This window comes from Actinocorallia aurea (genome assembly GCF_054783995.1).
The window spans coordinates 68238-81014 of sequence record NZ_BAAGPQ010000036.1 but is presented as its reverse complement, the minus strand read 5'-3'; the positions used below and the strand labels follow the sequence as shown (position 1 = coordinate 81014).

Here is a 12777-nt window from a genome sequence, read left to right as displayed (position 1 = left end):
TCGGGCGGCCCTCCCCGGCGGCGCGGCCGGGGAGGGCATGGAACGCTCCCTGACGCGGTCGCAGCGGGCCTCGCGCCTTTCCCGGCCGTCCGAGGGTCGCGCCACCCGATGTTCGCGTGCGCGTCGCCGGGAGTCGGCGCGCGCGATACGGCACCGGCATAGCTTCCGGGGCAACCGATCTTGGAGGGTTGTCCATGAGGCTGCTGGGGAAGAGGACCGTGATCGCCGGCCTGAGCGCGGGCGTCATCGCGTCGGGCGTGCTGCTGGCGGGCGCCGGACAGACCGCCGTCGCCGCGCCCGGCCGGGACAGGGCCGAGCCGATCGTCGTCGCGCACCGCGGCGCCAGCGCCTACCGGCCCGAGCACACACTCGGCGCCTACGAGCTGGCGATCGAGCAGGGCGCCGACTACATCGAGCCCGACCTCGTCCTCACCAAGGACGGCGTCCTGGTCGACCGGCACGAGAACGCGCTCAGCGGCACCACCGACGTCGCCGCCCACCCCGAGTTCGCTGACCTGAAGAAGACCAAGACCATCGACGGCGTCACCGCGACCGACTGGTGGACCGAGGACTTCACGTTCGCCCAGCTGCGCACCCTGCGGGCCAAGGAGCGCATCCCCGCGATCCGCCCGGACAACACCGCCTTCGACGGCCAGTACGCCATCCCGTCGTTCGACGAGGTCGCGGAACTGGCGAAGAAGCACGGCGTCGGCGTCTACCCCGAGACCAAGCACCCGACCTACTTCGCCTCGATCGGCCTGCCGTTCGACGAGCCGCTGCTGAAGGCGCTGAAGAAGAACGGCCTGACCAAGCGCTCCTCGAAGGTGTTCGTGCAGTCCTTCGAGCCCGGCATCCTCCAACGCCTCGACAAGCGCACCGACGTCCGCCTCGTCTTCCTGCTCAACGCCACCGGCAGGCCCTACGACTTCACCGCATCCGGCGACACGCGCACCTACGCCGACCTCGTCACCCGCGACGGCCTGCGCTGGACCGCCTCATTCGCCGACGGCATAGGCCCCGCGACGAACTGGATCATCCCGCTCGACACGGCGGGCAGGACCACGGCCCCGACCGCCCTCGTCAAGGACGCCCACCGCGTAGGCCTCACCGTCGTCCCCTGGACCTTCCGCCCGGAGAACTCCTTCCTCCCCGCCGACTTCCGCCAAGGCGACCCCGCCTCCCCGGCCTACGCCCGCGCCCAAGGCGACGCCACCGGCTGGCTCAAGCTCCTCCTCGCCCAAGACATCGACGGCATCTTCTCCGACGACCCGGCCCTCGCCCGGGCTGTGTTTGCTGGCCTTGCCTCCGGCCCTGGGGGCCTGCGGTAGGGCGGTGATCGGGCGCTTTCGCGCTGTGTTTGCCGGCCTTGCCTCCGGCCCTGGGGGCCTGCGGCAAGGCTGTGATCGGGCGCTTTCGCGCTGTGTTTGCTGGCCCGACCTCCGGCCCTGGGGGGCCTGCGGTCGGGCTGTGATCGGGCGCTTTCGCGCTGTGTTTGCTGGCCCGACCTCCGGCCCTGGGGGGCCTGCGGTCGGGCTGTGATCGGGCGCTTTCGCGCCCTGGGCTGCCCCTCCGGCCCTGGGGGCCTACGGGGCAGCCCAGGGGCGCCCGATCACGTGAGCGGCCGCGCCTTCGGCGCTCCCTGGAAACAATCCGCGCATGGGCGCGCTTGGCGGCTCCGGGGGAACGGAGCCTCGCGTGGTCGTGCGGGGGTGCTGAGGTCGGGTTAGAGGGCTAGGGCGGTTTCCAGGTTGTAGGTGCCGGCGTCGGTGCCCAGGCCTCGGGCGACGAAGGAGGCGGTGGCGCAGCCGAGGTGGGCGGCGGCCTCCAGGTCGCGGCCGAGGGACAGGGCGCGCAGGAAGCCCGCCGAGAAGGCGTCGCCGCAGCCGGTGGTGTCGACGAGCTCTTCGGGCGGGATGGGCAGGGCGGGGACCTCGAAGACGCGGTCGGCGGTGGCGACCAGCGCGCCCTTGGCGCCCTGGGTGACGGCGACGCAGCCCGCGCCGCGCTCGACGAGGGCGCGGGCGCCGGACGCGAGGTCGGGCGCGCCGGTGAAACCGAGGACCTGCTCGTCGTTCGGCAGGAGGTAGTCGGTGTGCGGGAGCGCGTCCGCGATCCACGCGAGCATGTCGGGGTCGCCGGGCGCGAGGACGTCCACCGAGGTGGTCGCGCCGAGGGAGTGCGCGTAGGCGAGGAGTTCTCCTGCGGCGGGCCCGCCGAGGAACTCCGGCCCGCCCAAATGCACATGGGTGATCCCGGCGAGCGCGTCCCGGTCGAGGTCGTCGAGGGTGAACGCGCCGTTCGCGCCGATGCAGTGCCACGCGGGCCGGTCGCCGTTCGGCCGGACCGGCAGGACCGACGCGGAAGTCTGCTGCCCGTCCTTGCGCACCAGCCCCGACGTCTCGACGCCCTCGCGCTCCAGCAGCGACAGCAGCGCCGCCCCGATCGGGTCGGCGCCGACCGCCCCGAAGCTGCGCACCTCGGCCCCGAGCCGCGCCAGCACGAGCGCGGTGCCGCCCGCGGTGCCCGCCGCCGAGAACCGGATCGTCTCGACGATCTGCCCGTCGGACCCCTCGGGGATCCCGGTGACCCCGACGACGTGGGTGTCCAGCACGTGGACGCCGACCGCGGCGACCTTCATCGGGGGGTGGCTCATGGCAGTTCTCCGTCTCCGCGCCGCGGCGCGTGGGGGTGGGGACGCCGGACGCCCCTTCCACGCGGAGCCGTCGCGGGCTGAGAGTGTAGAACAGCCAGACCCGAATGTCTCTCATGTTCATGAGGGCGAACACCCACCTCGCGGCGGAATTTCTGATCTTTTCTTTTCGTGGTCCGACGCCTAGGTTGTGATGCGGGTAACACGAGGCGTGCCGGGTGCTAGGTGGGTGTGATGGCCGAGATCGTGCTGGACGGGGTCAGCAAGTCGTTCGGAGGCGGGCAGCGGGTCGTCGACGGGATGCGGCTGCGCATCCGCGACGGCGAGGTCTTCGTCCTGCTCGGCCCGTCCGGCTGCGGCAAGTCCACGGTGCTGCGGATGATCGCGGGCCTGGAGGAGATCTCCAGCGGCGACCTGTGGCTCGACGGCAGGCGCGCCAACGACCTCCAGCCGCGCGACCGCGACGTCGCCATGATCTTCCAGAGCGGGGCGCTCTATCCGCACATGTCCGTCCGCCAGAACATCGGCTTCCCGCTGCGGCTGTCCGGCGAGGAGCCCGAGGAGACCGCGGGCAAGGTGACGGAGATGGCCCGCGCGCTCGGGCTCGACGGCCTCCTCGGCCGCAAGCCCGCGACCCTTTCCGGCGGCCAGCGCCAGCGGGTCGCGATGGGCCGGGCGATGGTCCGCGAGCCGAGCGTGTTCCTCATGGACGAGCCGCTGTCGAGCCTGGACGCGGGCCTGCGCACCGAGTTGCGGATGGAGATCGGCGGCATGGTCCGCTCGCTCGGCGCGACCACCGTGTACGTCACGCACGACCAGATCGAGGCGCTCACCCTCGCCGACCGGATCGGCGTCATGCGCGACGGGGTCCTCCAGGACGTCGGCACGCCCCAGCAGGTCTACGACGACCCCGCCACGGTGTTCGTCGCGGCGTTCCTGTCGAGCCCGCAGATCAACCTGCTCGCCGGCACCGCCTGGGCCGTCCGCGACGAGGGCATCATCATCTCGCTCGGCGACCAGCAGCTCACCCTGCCGTGGAGCGACCCGCGCTCGCACGCGTTCGTGCCGCACCACGGCCGCCCCGTCATCGTCGGGCTGCGGCCCGAGTCGCTGACGCCGGTGGCCGAGCCGTCCGGCGGGCCGGTCATCACGGCGCGGCTGCGCGCCGCGGAGTTCCACGGGCACGAGTGGATGGCGTTCGCCGAGGTGAGCATCCCCGGCGTCGACGTGGACGCGGTCGGGGTCCGGCCGCGGCCGCGCCCCGACGGCGGGCGGGAGGACGGCAGGCTGCGCGGGCTGCTGCGCCGACGTCCGGCCGAACCGCCGCAGGAAGAGCCCCGGCACGTGGGCCAGCGACGCCGCACCGACCTGCTGTTCCGCGCGGGCGCCGCCCGCACCATGGTCCAGGGCGCCCGCGTCCACCTCGCCGTGGACTTGGACCGCGCCCTCTTCTTCGCCGCGAGCGGCCGGCGCGTGGACACCCCGACCCGCTGACACAGCGACAATTCGGGCATCAAGTAACTCCAAGCGAACCGCTCCGAAACCCCCGGGAAACCGGAGGCCGATGTGATCACCGGAAGATCGAGAAAGGACGTGCTCCGGTGGCCATCCCCTCCGACGCAGAGCTCGACGCCCTCATCCGGGCGCGGCTCGCCCTCGCCGGCGTCGACATCGACCAGCTCCCCGAGACCGCCGACCCCGTGACCGGGTCCCCGACGCGCGCCGCGGCCATGGAGTCGCTGCGCACCTTCCTCGCGGGGGCCAAGGTCAACGGAGTCCGGCAGGGCGGTCGGCCCGCGGCCCTGTCGTTCTGGACGCCTCCCGCGACCGGCCCCGACGGCCTCGCCAAGGCCCAGCAGGCGTCCCCGCCGCTGCTCTACCCGTCGATCACCGAGGCCTGGACGGAGGAGGGCAGGTGAGCCGGGAGTATTCGCGCCGTATCTTCCTCGCGCAGGCGAGCGCCGCGGCAGGGGCCGCCGCCTTCGTCGCCTCGCCCGCCAAGGCGGGCGGCAGGCCGCTCGCGCCCTCCCTGCCCGACGTGGACGTGCGTCAGGCCGCGCTCGACGACCCGACCGAGGCGACCCTCGCCGAGGCCGCGGCGCTGATCAGGGCCCGCAAGCTCAAGCCGAGCACCCTCGTCGAGGCGCACCTCGCCCGCATCGACGCGTTCGAGCCCACCTACAAGGCCTTCAACGCCATCGCCCGCGACGCCGCCCTCGACGCCGCCAAGGCCCAGGACCGCAGGCCGACCGGGGTCCTCGCGGGCATCCCGTTGTGCGTCAAGGACAACTACTTCACCAAGGGGATCGCGACCACCGCGAACTCCTTCGTGTTCGCCGACTTCGTCCCCGACGAGGACGCCACGGCCGTCGCCCGGCTCACGTCCGCGGGCGGGATCGTGCTGGGCAAGGGCCAGATGGGCCCGCTCGCCACGACTCGCGCGACGACCCCGAACGGCACGGTCACGACGGTCAACGCCTGGACCCCGACGAACATCGCGACCGATCCGGGCGGCTCGTCCACCGGACCGGCCACGGCGGTCGCGGGCCGCCTCGCGACGTCCGCGATCGGCACCCAGACCGGCGGCAGCATCATCCTGCCCGCCAACCAGCAGAACATGACGGGTCTGAAGCCGACGATGGGCCGCACGTCCCTCTACGGCATCATCCCGCTGTCGTTCACCCGCGACCACTCCGGGCCGATCGCCCGCGACGCGCTCGACGCGGCGGTCATGCTGACCGTCATGTCCGGTCCCGACCCGAAGGACCCCCGCACCCAGGGGCTGCCGGACCTGCCCGACCTCGTCCGGGCCGCGACGCCCGTCCTGCGCAAGGGCAGGCCGAAGATGCGCCGCACGACGGTCGTCGGCGTCCCGGCGGGCTACGCGAGCGGGAGCACCGCGGCGCTGCGCCAGGCCTTCCTCGACACCCTCGCGGGCATCGAGGGCGTCCGCCTCGTCGACGTCGCCTACCCCGACGACTGGGCGCTGCTCACCGGCACGTTCAACGACGCCCGGCTCGCCGAGCGCACCGAGCCGTTCCGCGCCCACCTCCAGCGGGACCTCAAGCTGTTCGGCGTCTCGGTGCTGAGCTGGCTCCAGGGCCTGATGCTGTCGGGCGACGAGTGGATCACCTCCCAGCGCGCGAAGGCGCACCTGATCCGGGAGGTCCTCGACGGGCCGCTCGCCCAGTGCGACGTCATCCTCCAGACGAGCGTCGTGCCGTTCGACATCCTCGGCCTGCCCGAGATCGGCTTCCCGATCGGGTTCAGCGCCTCGGGCGTCCCCGTCGGCGCGATCCTCGGCGGCCAGCCCTACGAAGAGGACCGCCTGCTGGAGGTCGCCTCCGCCTACCAGGCCGCCACCGACTGGCACCTGCGCCGTCCGGTGGACCCGCCGCAGGCCGGCGTCGCGGCCCGCGGGCTCGTGGCCCCGCTCGTCCTCACCGCCGAGGAGGCCGCCGCCGCGAGCGCGTGATCAGGCGGGTAAGCCGGTGATGTCCGCGAGGTCCGCGCGCAGGGCGCGGACCTCCTGGGCGGCGCGCCAGGCCTGCGGGCCCGGCCCGCTCTGCCCGCAGACGCGCAGCAGGTGCAGTTGCGCGCGTTGCAGGCGGCGCAGGGTCCGGGCCGCGGGCCTGCCGTGGCGGAAGCGCAGCGTCTTGCGCGCGGCCCTGCGGTCGCGGAACGAGGCGAGGGTGCGGATCTCCTCGGGGGCGACGAGGGAGCGGTCGAGGTAGGACTCGGTGATCGCGCGCACCCGCAGGCCCTCCTCGCGCTCGGCGAGGTACCAGACGGCGTAGCCGACGACGAGGACCGGGATGCCCTTGACCAGCGCGAGGACGATGACGCCGCCGCCGAGGCCGCGCAGCAGGGGCGAGTCCCAGAAGAAGTGCGCCGACCAGGCCAGCAGGAAGAACGCCGCGGCGACCGCGATCCGCCGCCCGAGCGGTCGGTCGGGCCGGGCGACGAGGTAGCCGAGCCCGAAGCAGGCGATCGAGGTGTACAGCGCGTGGCTCCACAGCCCGCCGAGCACGCCCCGCACGATCAGCATGACGACGACCGGCGCGACCTGGTTGGTGCTGGGGAACTGGATCGCGGTGTTGGCGGTGTAGACGAGGTCCTCCATCACCTGGAAGCCCAGCCCGACCGTCGCCCCGGTGACGACCACCGACAGGATCGTCGGGAACTGCGACCGCGCGATCAGCACGAGCAGCACCACGCCGAGGTACTTGAACAGCTCCTCGTTCGTCGGCCCGGCGAGGGCGGGCCCCCAGTTCGCGGCGAACTCCGGTCCGCCGAGCTTGGCGGCCAGCGACTCGACCGCGCTGTTCACCGGGATCACCAGGTACACCGCGCCGAACCCGCCCCAGGCGAACGCGAGCGCGAAACCGAGCGGGGAGTGCTGCTCGAAGACGTCGAGGGCCCGGAGGAACCAGAGGAAGGGCACCGTGTAGAGCGTCCACACGAAGATGCCGACGAGCACCGCGGTAGGCACGATCTCGTAGCTGAGGTGGATCTTCGACAGCGTCGAGAACGCCCCGACGACGAGGAAGAACAGCAGCAGCCAGAAGGCGGCGCGGCGCGGCTGGAAGAAGCCGTCGACGCCCGGCGGGGCCTCCTCCGGCGACGGGTCGGCGCGCACCGCCGTCATGTCCGCGTCCCGATCCGGACGCTGTCCACCATCTCGTGGAAGTCCGGAAGGTGGCGCTGGAGCGTGCCGTGCGGGCTCTCGGCGCGCACCGTGACGACGGTCCTGGCCGTCGGCTCCCAGCCCATCCACACCAGGCCCTCCCCGCGCACGCCGGAGTAGTAGAAGCGGACGCCGCTGAGCCCGTTCTCGGTCTGGAACGACTGGTCGCCGCCGAAGACGCGGGCGCCCGACGCGGACCGCAGGATCCTGCGCTCCTGCTCGACCTTGGCGTCGAGGTGCTCGGTCCACGGCGCGAGCCGCACGACGAACGCGCTGGATCTGCGGGTGACGGTCGCCTGGCTGCCGGGCGTGGTCTTGCCGCGCGACAGCGACCAGGCGTGCGCCGGGATGAAGGACACCGAGGGGGACACCTGGACGGCCTGTCCGGCGGTCACCTCCTCGCGTCCCGGCACGAGGGCGTCCCAGCCGAGCCAGAACCCCTCCCACAGGCAGACGAACCCGAAGAGCAGGAGCGAGCTCTTCCAGGTGCCGTAGCGCTCACGCCGGGCCGCCGCGGGCAGCCGAGAACGCGCAGGACCGTCGATCACGGCACTTCCCCCTCGTCCGCCCGGCACCACTGACGTAGGTATCGTCACTTTCTGCGATGATCACACTACTTATTGGTGGTTTATCGCGAATGTCGGGTTCTGTGGCGGTCTCGGGGTCGTCAGGGGCGGGTCGCCGGACGGAGCGCCTCGGTGTAGTGGCCCAGGACGGCGACGGTGTCGTAGAACGCGTAGCCGCCGTCGGCATGCGGGCCGAAGCCCGTGAGGGACTGCACGAGCGGGAAACCGGCCCGCTCCATCCGGGCCGTCTCCTCCTCCAGGGATTCCACGAACACCGCGAGATGGTGCACCCCGTGTCCGCGGGTCTCCAGCCAGGCACTGTAGACGCTCGGGCCGCGCACCGACTCGATCAGCTCGATCTCCGGCCCGGCCCCGCCGAACGCGAGGCGGACGGTGAACTCACCGGGGGCGCCCAGGTAGGACGTGCCGGGCATCGGCCCGTCCGGCTCCACCCTGCGCCACAGCTCGGGCGGGCAGAACGCCGCGTAGGACGCGACGGCCGCGTCGACGTCGGGCACGAGGATGCCGATCTGGCAGATCTTCCTGCCTTCGAGCACGGGGACCGCGGGGGAGGGGTTCACGCCCGCACCCTACGGCCGGGACGATCCGGCGGGGAAGGCTCGCGCGGGCAGGTAAGGGGTGAAGAGCACGGAGATGGTCGTCGTGCTCTTTCGGTACTGCGGGCCGTGAAGGGCAAGGGAAGCGCGAAAGGCCCCGGAAGTTCGACTTCCGGGGCCTTCTCGCACGGATCCGTCAGCCGACGGGCTGCGGCGTCCTCACCTCGGGCTCGGGCGCCTCGGCCGAGGGCAGCTTCGCGCCTTCGATGTCGAGGTCGGGCAGCGCCCTGTCGACCGGCTTCGGCAGCCACCACGCCGCCCTGCCGAGCAGCGACATGGCGGCCGGCACCAGCGTCATCCGGACGACGAACGCGTCGACGAAGACGCCGACGGCCAGCGCGAACCCGATCGACTTGATGATCGGGTCGGGCACCAGAACGAACCCGCCGAAGACCGACATCATGATGAGCGCGGCGGCGGTGACGACCCGGGCGTTGTGGCCGAGCCCGTTGACGGTCGCCTGGTGCGGGGTGTCGCCGTGCACGTAGTCCTCGCGCATCCGCGAGACGAGGAACACCTCGTAGTCCATGGCGAGCCCGAACAGGATGCCGATGAGCAGGATCGGCAGGAAGCTCACCAGCGGCCCTGGCGTGTCCACCCCGATGAGGGACGCCAGGTGGCCTTCCTGGAACACCGCGACGGTGACGCCGAACGTCGAGCCGATCGTCAGCAGGAAGCCGAGGGTGGCCTTCAGCGGCACGAGGACCGAGCGGAACACCAGCATGAGCAGCAGCAGCGACAGGCCGACCACCAGCAGGAGGTAGACGGGCAGCGCGTCCGACAGCTTCTCGGACACGTCGATGCCGACCGCGGTCACGCCGGTGAGCGCGACCTCGGCGCCGGCGACGTCCTTGACCTTCGCGCGGATCGCGTGGACCGCGTCCTCGGTCGCGGCCTCCGTCGGCCCGGTCTTCGGGACGACGGCGATGAGCGCGGCCCTGCCGTCGGCACTGAACTGGGCGGGCGCGACCGCGAGGACGCCTTCGGTGCCCTGGATGAGCCCGGCGGCCTGCTGGGCGGCAGCGGCGGCGGCCTCCTTGGTGTCGGCGGTGAGGACCGCGACGAGCCGCCCGTTGAAGCCGGGCCCGAAGCCCTCGGACGTCAGGTCGTAGGCCTCGCGCGCGGGAGTGCCCTCGGATGCGGTGCTCGCGTCCGGCAGGGCCAGGCGCATGTCCTGGACGGGCAGGGTGAGCCCGCCGAGCGCAAGGATCCCGACGATCAGGACGGGAATCCGCACCTTGGTGACCAACCGGCCCCAGCGGAACCCGAAGGGCTCGCGCTCGGAAGTCTTCGTGCCCTTGCGCGTCCGGCGATGCAGGACCTTCTGCCCGGCGAAGCCGAGGACGGCCGGCAGGAGGGTGAGCGCGACCAGGACGGACACCGCGACGGTCCCTGCCGCGGCAAGGCCCATGACGGTGAGGAACGGGATGCCGACGACCGACAGCCCCGCGAGCGCGATGACCACGGTGACGCCCGCGAACACCACGGCCGATCCCGCGGTGCCCGTCGCCCGTCCGGCGGCCTCGCGCGGGTCGAGCCCGTCGGCGAGGTACTGCCGGTACCGGGAGGTGATGAAGAGCGAGTAGTCGATGCCGACGGCGAGGCCCAGCATCAGCGCGAGGACCGGCGCCGTGCTGTTCAGCTCGACCAGGCTGCTCAGCGCGTAGAGCCCGGCCATGCCCGCGATGACGCCGACGAGCGCGTTCGCGAGGGTCATGCCTGCCGCGACGAGCGAGCCGAACGTGACGAGCAGGACGACCGCCGCGACGGCGACGCCGATGACCTCGGTCGAGCCGATCTCCTCGACGCTGCTGCTCATCACCTCGCCGCCGTGCTCGACGCGCAGCCCCGCCGCGTCGGCGCCGACGGCCTCGAAGGCCGCGCGCTGCTCGGCGGTGACCTCCTGCGCGGTGGTGTCGAACTGCACGTTGACGATGGCGTACTTGCCGTCCTGCGAGACGGCCCGCACCTGGAAGGGGTCGAGCGCGCTGATGACGCCGGGCACCTTCGCGGCCTCGGCGACGAGCGGCGCGACCTGCTGCGGTGTGAGCGGCGTGCCGTCGGCGGTGGCGACGACGACCGTGCCGGCGCCGCCTCCGGACTGCGGGAACGCCTGTTCCAGTGTGTTCATCGCCCGGTACGACTCGGTGCCGGGCATGGTGAAGGCATTGGTCGTGGGTCCGCTGAAGAGCGCGGCCGCGCCGCCGAGCGCCGCGAGCAGCACCAGCCAGACGGCAAGGACGCGCCCGCGCCGGTGAAAGCAGAACCGGCCGAGTCGGTAGAGGAGAGCTGCCACCCCGAAAACCTCTCTATGTCGCCGTGTCGGTCGGGACCCGTTCGGGCCCGAGGAGCCGCGGGGAGTCATGCACCCGGTTTTCGCGCATGGGTGCGAGGGGGCGAGTCGTGCGCGGACGCGCACGCGATCCCGCCGAAGACGCTGAGCCCCCGCCTCGACGATAACTGTCCGATCGGTTAGGAATCTGGATCAGTGCGGTTATCTCTGATGATCTGCGTCACAACGTTCCAAATTTCACTATCCCGGTGCTTGGTGGGACATGTGGTGGATTTGGAGGTTAATACCCTAGGGGGTATCTTAAGGTATGCAGATGAACCAGGAACTGGCCGGCGACGCCGTCACCCGGCTGCGCCGCGCCAACGGGCAGCTCGCCGCGGTGATCGCGATGATCGAGGAGGGCGAGGACTGCGTGAAGGTCCTCACCCAGCTCGCCGCCGTGTCCAAGGCCATCGACCGGGCGGGATTCAAGCTCGTCGCCACGGGCATGCGGCACTGCCAGGCCGCCGCGGCGCGCGGCGACGAACCGCCGATGGACGTCGCCGATCTCGAGAAACTGTTCCTGGCTCTCGCCTGAGCCCAAGGCCCCGGGCGTCCGCTCTGCGGACGGCCCCTTTTTTGCCTCAGCTATACCCCAGGGGGTATTTCACATGGAAATCATCGGGTTCCGCACGCCGGGACTGGGCGACCAGTCCTACCTCCTCGCCCACGAGGGCCACGCCGTCCTGATCGACCCGCAGCGCGACGTCGACAGGTTCCTCGAGGCCGCCGACGAGCGCGGGCTCGACGTCCGGTACGTCCTGGAGACCCACCTGCACAACGACTATCTGTCCGGCGGCCCGATCGCGGCGGCCCGGACGGGCGCCGAACTCGTCATGCCGGCGGGGGCCGCTCCCGAATACCGGCACACCCCCGCGTTTCACATGGAGGACCTGCCCGGCCCCGACGGCCTCACGATCCGGCCCGTCCACACGCCCGGCCACACCCCCGAGCACACCAGCTACGTCGTGCTGCGCGACGGCGAGCCCGTCGCGGTGTTCTCCGGCGGAAGCCTGCTCGTCGCCTCCGCCGGACGCACCGACCTGCTCGGCCCCGAACGCGCCCGCACCCTCGCCCGCCTCCAGTACGGCTCCGTCCACAGGCTCGCCGGCCTGCCGCGCGACGTCGGCCTCTACCCGACGCACGGGGAGGGCTCCTTCTGCACGGTGACGGGCGCGGGCCGGCACACCTCGACCATCGGTGCGGAGCGCGACGGCAACCCGCTGCTCGCGCTGCCCGGCCCCGAGGAGTTCGCCGACCAGATGCTGGAGACCAGGCTGCCCATCCCCGCGTTCTACGCGCACATGGGCCCCGGCAACGTCCGGGGAACCGGCGCGGCGCCGACGTCCCCGCTGCCCGAGCTGACCGCCGCCGAAGCGCTCGCGCTGCCCGGCGTCCACCTCGTGGACGTCCGCCCGCGCGCAAGGCAGGCCGAAGGCTTCCTGCCCGGCTCGCTCGGCATCGAACTCGCCGACGACTTCGGGAGCTGGGCCGGCTGGCTGCTGCCCTACGGCGCGCCCGTCGTCCTCGTCGCAGAGCCCGGCCAGGACGTCGCCGAGGCGCGCGTCCAGCTCGCCAGGATCGGCTTCGACGACATGCGCGGCACGGTCCACGACCTCGGCGGCCTCGCCACCTCGCGCTTCACCCTCCTCGACCTCGACGAGGCGGCCCCGCTCGTGCCCGGAACGCAGGTCCTCGACGTGCGGATGCCGCACGAGCACGCCGAACGCCCCCTTCCGGGCGCGATCGAGCGGTTCGTGCCCGACCTCGTCACCCGAGGGATTCCGGCGGAGCTGGACCCCTCCCGCCCCGTCCTCGTCGCGTGCGGCTCCGGCCGCCGCGCCTCGATCGCGGCGACCCTGCTCGTCCGGGCGGGCTTCACCGCGCTGGCGCTCACCGGCGCCGCCGCCCCCGACCTCGCCTGA

At 72.4% G+C, this 12777-nt stretch carries 11 protein-coding genes; 6 read left to right on the top strand and 5 right to left on the bottom strand.

Going from position 1 to position 12777, the window contains the following annotated elements; all coding sequences use genetic code 11:
* Window positions 1-194 precede the first annotated feature (194 nt).
* A complete protein-coding gene (locus tag ACYVOM_RS37945; protein ID WP_460308455.1) occupies window positions 195-1328 on the top strand; it encodes a glycerophosphodiester phosphodiesterase in 1134 nt (377 codons plus the stop codon).
* Between the two features lie 395 nt (window positions 1329-1723).
* Here ACYVOM_RS37945 and ACYVOM_RS37940 read toward each other — a convergent pair whose 3' ends face one another.
* Window positions 1724-2653 (bottom strand): carbohydrate kinase family protein, encoded by a 930-nt coding sequence (locus tag ACYVOM_RS37940; RefSeq protein WP_460308454.1) that lies wholly within the window; start codon window positions 2651-2653, stop codon window positions 1724-1726.
* Window positions 2654-2884: 231 nt separating this feature from the next.
* Between ACYVOM_RS37940 and ACYVOM_RS37935 the strand changes: the two genes are divergently transcribed.
* From ACYVOM_RS37935 to ACYVOM_RS37925, 3 genes are all read left to right on the top strand, one after another.
* A complete protein-coding gene (locus ACYVOM_RS37935; RefSeq protein WP_460308453.1) occupies window positions 2885-4144 on the top strand; it encodes an ABC transporter ATP-binding protein in 1260 nt (419 codons plus the stop codon).
* A 107-nt stretch (window positions 4145-4251) separates the two neighbouring features.
* On the top strand, window positions 4252-4569 hold the full coding sequence (locus ACYVOM_RS37930) for a hypothetical protein (RefSeq protein WP_460308452.1): 318 nt from the start codon (window positions 4252-4254) through the stop codon (window positions 4567-4569).
* Complete coding sequence (locus ACYVOM_RS37925) at window positions 4566-6125, top strand: amidase (protein ID WP_460308451.1); 1560 nt, start codon at window positions 4566-4568, stop codon at window positions 6123-6125. Before ACYVOM_RS37930 ends, ACYVOM_RS37925 begins: the two co-directional genes overlap by 4 nt.
* Here ACYVOM_RS37925 and ACYVOM_RS37920 read toward each other — a convergent pair whose 3' ends face one another.
* The 4 genes from ACYVOM_RS37920 to ACYVOM_RS37905 all read right to left on the bottom strand — a co-directional run bounded on the left by ACYVOM_RS37920 (window position 6126) and on the right by ACYVOM_RS37905 (window position 10816).
* On the bottom strand, window positions 6126-7298 hold the full coding sequence (locus tag ACYVOM_RS37920) for a PrsW family intramembrane metalloprotease (protein ID WP_460308450.1): 1173 nt from the start codon (window positions 7296-7298) through the stop codon (window positions 6126-6128).
* Window positions 7295-7885: a hypothetical protein gene (locus ACYVOM_RS37915; RefSeq protein WP_460308449.1), complete on the bottom strand. Its 591-nt coding sequence runs from the start codon at window positions 7883-7885 to the stop codon at window positions 7295-7297. Before ACYVOM_RS37915 ends, ACYVOM_RS37920 begins: the two co-directional genes overlap by 4 nt.
* 119 nt (window positions 7886-8004) lie before the next feature.
* Entirely contained in the window at window positions 8005-8484 is a 480-nt protein-coding gene (locus tag ACYVOM_RS37910; RefSeq protein WP_460308448.1) for a VOC family protein, read from the bottom strand.
* A 172-nt stretch (window positions 8485-8656) separates the two neighbouring features.
* A complete protein-coding gene (locus ACYVOM_RS37905) occupies window positions 8657-10816 on the bottom strand; it encodes an MMPL family transporter (protein WP_460308447.1) in 2160 nt (719 codons plus the stop codon).
* A 304-nt stretch (window positions 10817-11120) separates the two neighbouring features.
* Here ACYVOM_RS37905 and ACYVOM_RS37900 point away from each other — a divergent pair, with 304 nt between their 5' ends.
* The gene (locus ACYVOM_RS37900) at window positions 11121-11390 is read left to right on the top strand and encodes a metal-sensitive transcriptional regulator (RefSeq protein ID WP_460308446.1); all 270 of its coding nucleotides are present in this window, start codon (window positions 11121-11123) and stop codon (window positions 11388-11390) included.
* A 73-nt stretch (window positions 11391-11463) separates the two neighbouring features.
* Window positions 11464-12777 (top strand): MBL fold metallo-hydrolase, encoded by a 1314-nt coding sequence (locus ACYVOM_RS37895; protein WP_460308445.1) that lies wholly within the window; start codon window positions 11464-11466, stop codon window positions 12775-12777.

Bases quoted from the DNA above. Each gene is read 5' to 3' on its own strand.
- ACYVOM_RS37895 (WP_460308445.1), top strand. From the start codon at position 11,464: ATGGAAATCATCGGGTTCCGCACGCCGGGACTGGGCGACCAGTCCTAC.
- ACYVOM_RS37945 (WP_460308455.1), top strand. From the start codon at position 195: ATGAGGCTGCTGGGGAAGAGGACCGTGATCGCCGGCCTGAGCGCGGGC.
- ACYVOM_RS37920 (WP_460308450.1), bottom strand. From the start codon at position 7,298: ATGACGGCGGTGCGCGCCGACCCGTCGCCGGAGGAGGCCCCGCCGGGC.
- ACYVOM_RS37940 (WP_460308454.1), bottom strand. From the start codon at position 2,653: ATGAGCCACCCCCCGATGAAGGTCGCCGCGGTCGGCGTCCACGTGCTG.
- ACYVOM_RS37900 (WP_460308446.1), top strand. From the start codon at position 11,121: ATGCAGATGAACCAGGAACTGGCCGGCGACGCCGTCACCCGGCTGCGC.
- ACYVOM_RS37935 (WP_460308453.1), top strand. From the start codon at position 2,885: ATGGCCGAGATCGTGCTGGACGGGGTCAGCAAGTCGTTCGGAGGCGGG.